The following is a 5108-nucleotide window of genomic DNA, read 5'->3' on the forward strand; positions in this document are numbered from 1 at the left end:
GTTTCACGTGAAACAGCGCCCGCCCCCGACGTATGAGCAAGTACCGGGCGGAACCCGTCAGTTGGTGCCGATCTTCGCAAGCAGGTCGACGATCCGGGCCTGCACCTCGGCACTGGTGGACCGCTCCGCGAGGAACAGCACCGTCTCGCCGGAGCCCAGGCTCGGCAGGTCCGAGGGGTCGACGGCGGCCGTGTAGACGACCAGCGGGGTGCGGTTCAACTGCCCGTTGGCGCGCAGCCAGTCGACGATTCCGGCGCGGCGGCGGCGCACCTGCAGCAGGTCCATCACGACCAGGTTCGGCCGCATCTGCGTCGCGAGGGTCACCGCGTCCGCGTCGGTGACCGCCCGCGCCACCTGCATGCCGCGGCGCTCGAGGGTGGCGGTGAGCGCCCGCGCGATCTCGTCGTGCTCCTCGATCAGCAGGACCCGCGAGGGGTGCTGCTCGCTGTCCCGGGGCGCGAGCGCCTTCAGGAGTATGGCGGGGTCGGCTCCGTACGCCGCCTCGCGCGAGGCCTGTCCGAGCCCGGCCGTCACCAGGACGGGCACCTCCGCCGCGACGGCCGCCTGACGCAGCGACTGGAGCGCGGTACGCGTGATCGGGCCGGTCAGCGGGTCGACGAACAGCGCGGCGGGGAACGCGGCGATCTGGGCGTCCACCTCGTCACGGGAGTTCACGATCACCGGCCGGTAGCCACGGTCGCTCAGCGCCTGCTGCGTGGACACATCGGGCGCGGGCCACACCAGGAGCCGGCGCGGGTTGTCCAGCGGCTCGGGCGGCAGCTCGTCGTCCATGGGCTGCGGCTGCGGGCTGTTCGCCACCTCGACCGCACCGCCGGGACCGTCGAGCGGCTCGGGCCCCTCGGCACCCTCGTCCGGCGCGCCGATGGCGTAGGACCGGCCCTCGGTACGGTGCTGGCCCTCACCGGGCAGCGGCCCGGCCCCGGCGAGCGAACCCGTCCCGGCGAGCGAACCGGTCCCCGGCAGCGGTCCCGTACCGGGCAGTGAGCCCGAACCGGCGGGCGGCATCGGACCGGGCTGAGCACCCGGCCCGCCCGCCGTACCTGCCTGTGCACCGCTCTGCGTACCGCGCTCGTCGGAGCCGTGTCCGCCCTCGGGCGGTGTGGACAGCTTGCGGCGCCGCCCCGAGCCACCGGAGGTCTGTCCTCCGGCGGTGTGGAAGCTGCCGGTCTGGGACTGCGTGGGGTTCTGCGGCTGCCCCGGCGCCCGTGCCGGGAGCGGGCGCTGCTGCTCGGCGATGTGCTGCGCGAACGGCACGCCCTGGCCGAGGGTGCGCACGCTGATCGCCCGGCCCTGCGTCGAGGTGCTCGACGCGGCGGCAGGAGCCTCCGCTTCCGCGGGCAGCGGCTGAGCGAGCCGGGCGCGCTGCGCGTCCGCCTCGTCCTCCGCCTGCGGGTTCTGCGGGTCGTGCGGGTCCTGCGGGGCGGGTTCCGGTTCGGCCGCGGCGTCCTGCCCGACCGGCTGCTGCGGCTCGGCGCCCGGGACTTCAGCCTCAGCGACCTCCGGCTCAGCGGGAACCTGCTCGGGCGGGAGCGCGGCAGGTACGGCAGGTACGGCGGGTGCCTCGTCCGGGACCGGCTCGACGGGCGGCTGCGCGGGCGCGGGCCGGGCCCGGCGGCGCCCCGTGGGGGCCTGCGCCGGGTGCGGCTGCGGCGGCGTGTGATCTGCGTCGGGACCGGCGGGCGCGTTGTACCCGTGGCCGCCCTCGGCCTCCTGCGCACCGCCCAAGTCGGCTGCGGCGGCGGGCACTTCGGCCCCCTGCGGCGCGGCGGCCTCGGTCGGCTCGGCCACCTCAGCCGGTACGGGCTGCACGGCGTCCGGAGCCTGCGGGACCCGGTCGGCCTCGGCGGGCGGCAGCGCGAACGCGGTACGGGGACCGGTCCGTTCGGCAGCGGCGGCACGCTCCTGCGCGGCGGCCAGCGCACGTCGCGCCCGGCGCCCCCTGGGCGCCACCTCGACCTCGGCCGAACTCGCGGCGGCGGGAGCGCCGGTGGGGCTCGCGGTGCTGCCTGTCGTGCTGCCCGTAGTACTGCTCGTCGTGTCGCTCGGCGTGTCCGAAGCCGCGGCGGGCAGCGCGGGCAGCGCCTGCGGCCCGGCCTCCACGCTGCGGCGCGCCCTGCGCCCGCTCGGCGCCACCCCGGCCGACTCGGCCGGTACCGGCATGCCCTGCGGCGGCACGGTCTGGCCGAGCCCCTGCGCCGTACCGGACTGACCGGACGAGGCACCAGCGGCGTGCTCGGCGGCGGTCACCACGGAACCCTCGGCGGCAGCGGGACGCCGCCGCCTGCGCCCCGTACCACCCGAACCCGTACTGGCCTCGGGGTCGTCGGAAGGCGTCTCGCCGGAGTTCTGCGCGGGCACCAGTTCGGCACCCGGGCCCGGCTGTCCGGCCGGAGCAGCGGCCCGCCGCCGACGCCGACCGCGCGGCTCCTCGACCTCCGAAGCCCCAGCCGTCTCCGCGGCCTCCGCGACCTCCGAAGTCCCCGCGGCCTGCGCCTCGTTGCCCTCGGCGGAACCGGAACCGGAATCGGAGCCTGAACCGTCGTCGAGGAACGCGTCCACCGAAGGCCCGCGCCGGGCCCGTCGCCGTCCGCCGCCCTCGGTCTGCTGCTGCGCGGGCAGTTCCGCCGCCTCCGGAGCCGAAGGCGCCTCGGGCGCGGCCTCGACCGGCGCGGCCTTGTCCGGCGCGGTCTCGTCCGGCGCCGCGACGGCCCCGGTCCCGGCCCCGAGCGGCACCTCAAGGACGTACGCGCTGCCGCTCATGCCCGGCACCTCGTGCGTCTGCAGCACACCGCCGTGCGCGCGCACGATGCCCCGTACGACCGGACTGTGCACCGGATCGCCGCCCGCGTACGGCCCCCGCACCTCGATGCGTACGACCTCACCGCGCTGCGCGGCCGCGACCACGATCGTGGAGTCGACCTGGCCACCGGCGCCGGGACCGGTGGGCGCGGGCACACGCGCGCTGCCGGTGGCGTCGATACCGGCGACGTCCGCGATCAGGTGCGCGAGCGCGGTGGCGAGCCGCGGCCCGTCCACCTCCGCCTGCAACGACGGCGCGTGCACCGCGAACTGGGCGCGCCCCGGCCCGATCAGCTCGACCGCGCCCTCGACACCCGCGGCCACCACGCCGTCGAGCAGCACGAGTTCCTTGTTCAGCTCGGCCGTGCCGGTGTCGAGCTGCTGGTACGCGAGGACGTTGTCGACGAGCGTGGTCATCCGGGCGTACCCGGCGGCCAGGTGGTGAAGGACCTGGTTGGCCTCGGGCCACAGCTGTCCGGCCGGGTCGGCGGCGAGCGTGCCGAGCTGCCGGCGCAGCTCGTCCAGCGGGCCGCGCAGCGAATCACCGAGCACCGCGAGCAGTTGGGCGTGCCGCGCCGAGAGCGCTTCGTACCGCTCGCTCTCCTGCTCGGCCAGGGCTTCGTAGCGGTCCTTCTCGCGCTCGGCGAGCGCCGCGTACCGGTCCTTCTCGCGCTCCGCGAGCGCCGTGTACCGCTCCTCCGCGCGGGCGGTCTCCTCCGCGTGCTGCTCGACCAGTTCGTCGTACGCCCGGCGGTCCGTGAACGCGAGGACGGCGCCGACCAGCTGGTCCCCGTCCCGCACCGGCGCGGTCGTCAGGTCGACCCGCACGCGGCTGCCGTCCTTGGCCCACAACACCTGCCCGCGCACCCGGTGCTTGCGCCCCGAGCGGAGCGTGTCAGCGAGCGGACTCTCGTCGTACGGGAACGGCTCGCCGTCCGGCCGCGAGGGCTGCACGAGCTCGTGCAGGTCCTTGCCACCGAGATCACTCGCGCGGTAGCCGAGGATCTGAGCGGCGGCCGGATTCACGAGGACGACCCGGCCCTCGGTGTCCGTGCCCACGACGCCCTCGGCGGCGGCCCGCAGGATCATCTCGGTCTGCCGCTGTGAACGGGCCAGCTCCGCCTCGGTGTCCACGGTGCCGGAGAGATCCCGCACGACGAGCATCAACAGCTCGTCACCGGAATATCCGTACGTACCGTGACTCTCGTACGCGTCCCGGGAGTCCTCCAGATTGGCACTGGTGACCTCGACCGGGAACTCGCTGCCGTCCGTGCGCCGTGCCGTCATCCGCCGCGGCTTGGTGCGGCCTTGGCTGTCCTCGTCGACGGAGTCGGGCCGCCGCATGGAGCCGGGGATCAGCCGGGAGTCGAACTCCGGCAGCAGATCGAGCAACCCGCGCCCGACAAGCGCCCAGCCGGACGTCTCGAAGGTGCCGAGCGCGATGGTGTTGGCGTTGACGACCGTGCCGTTGGCGTTGACGAGCAACAACGCGTCCGGCAGGGCATCGAGTATGGCTGCGAGGCGAGCAGCGCCTCGGGATGGCCTGCTGCTCACGACGACGGATCCTCCCTTTACTGCCTTTTGCCGGCCTCCGGGACCCCCTGGTCCCGCGGCCCTTGGCGTGTCACGGCAGGAGTCTACGGGCACCTGTTGTGCGCGTGGAGCCGGATGAGAGGGAGGTCGCACGGAGGAGGTGTGAGCGCCTCGCGCGCGCGCCGTGACGGGAGCGCACCGATCCCGCCCACGCGCCGCGCACGAGGCGCACGCGCTCACCGCGTGGTGATCGGACCGCCCGCGCCCGGCTCGGGCAGCACCGGCACCATCGCGTTCCAGCGCCCGATCTCGCATCCATCGCTGCGGTCGTACGTCGCGCCCACCGGCCGGCCGTGCCAGACACCGGTGACCCGCGCGGTCCCCGGGCCGCCGTGCTGCATGGTGCAGAGCGCGTCAGCGGACACCGGCGCGAACGGGTCCTCGCCACTCGCCGCGAGCTGCCCGAGCCGGTCGCACGCCTCCTCGGCCCGCGGGTGCGTACCGCCGAAGCTCCCGTCACTCCCGCACTCGAGCCGGTACGTCCCGTCCTCGGCGCCGGTCCCGGAGACGGTCACGGTCAGGTGGTCCTGCCCGGCCGGCGATAACCGCGGCGCGGGCGGGGCCTCCTGCGCGACGGCGGGGGCGGCGGACAGCGCGGCGAAGGACGCGACGGCGGTACAGGCGATACGGCGCGGCAGCACGGGAGCTCCAGAGCGAAGAGGAAGCGAAGAGGAAACGTCACACCGTCTAACGCC

At 75.3% G+C, this 5108-nt stretch carries 2 protein-coding genes; both read right to left on the minus strand.

The genetic code is table 11. From position 1 onward, the window contains the following. Positions 1–57: 57 nt before the first annotated feature. Positions 58–4374, minus strand: coding sequence for a PAS domain-containing protein (locus tag GUY60_RS34100; RefSeq protein ID WP_161704994.1), 4317 nt, complete (start codon positions 4372–4374; stop codon positions 58–60). Positions 4375–4589: 215 nt separating this feature from the next. Beyond that, the gene (locus GUY60_RS34105; protein ID WP_161704996.1) at positions 4590–5051 is read right to left on the minus strand and encodes an SSI family serine proteinase inhibitor; all 462 of its coding nucleotides are present in this window, start codon (positions 5049–5051) and stop codon (positions 4590–4592) included. Positions 5052–5108: the final 57 nt, after the last annotated feature.

The sequence above is a fragment of the Streptomyces boluensis genome (genome assembly GCF_009908195.1).
GTDB classification, from domain to species: domain Bacteria; phylum Actinomycetota; class Actinomycetes; order Streptomycetales; family Streptomycetaceae; genus Streptomyces; species Streptomyces boluensis.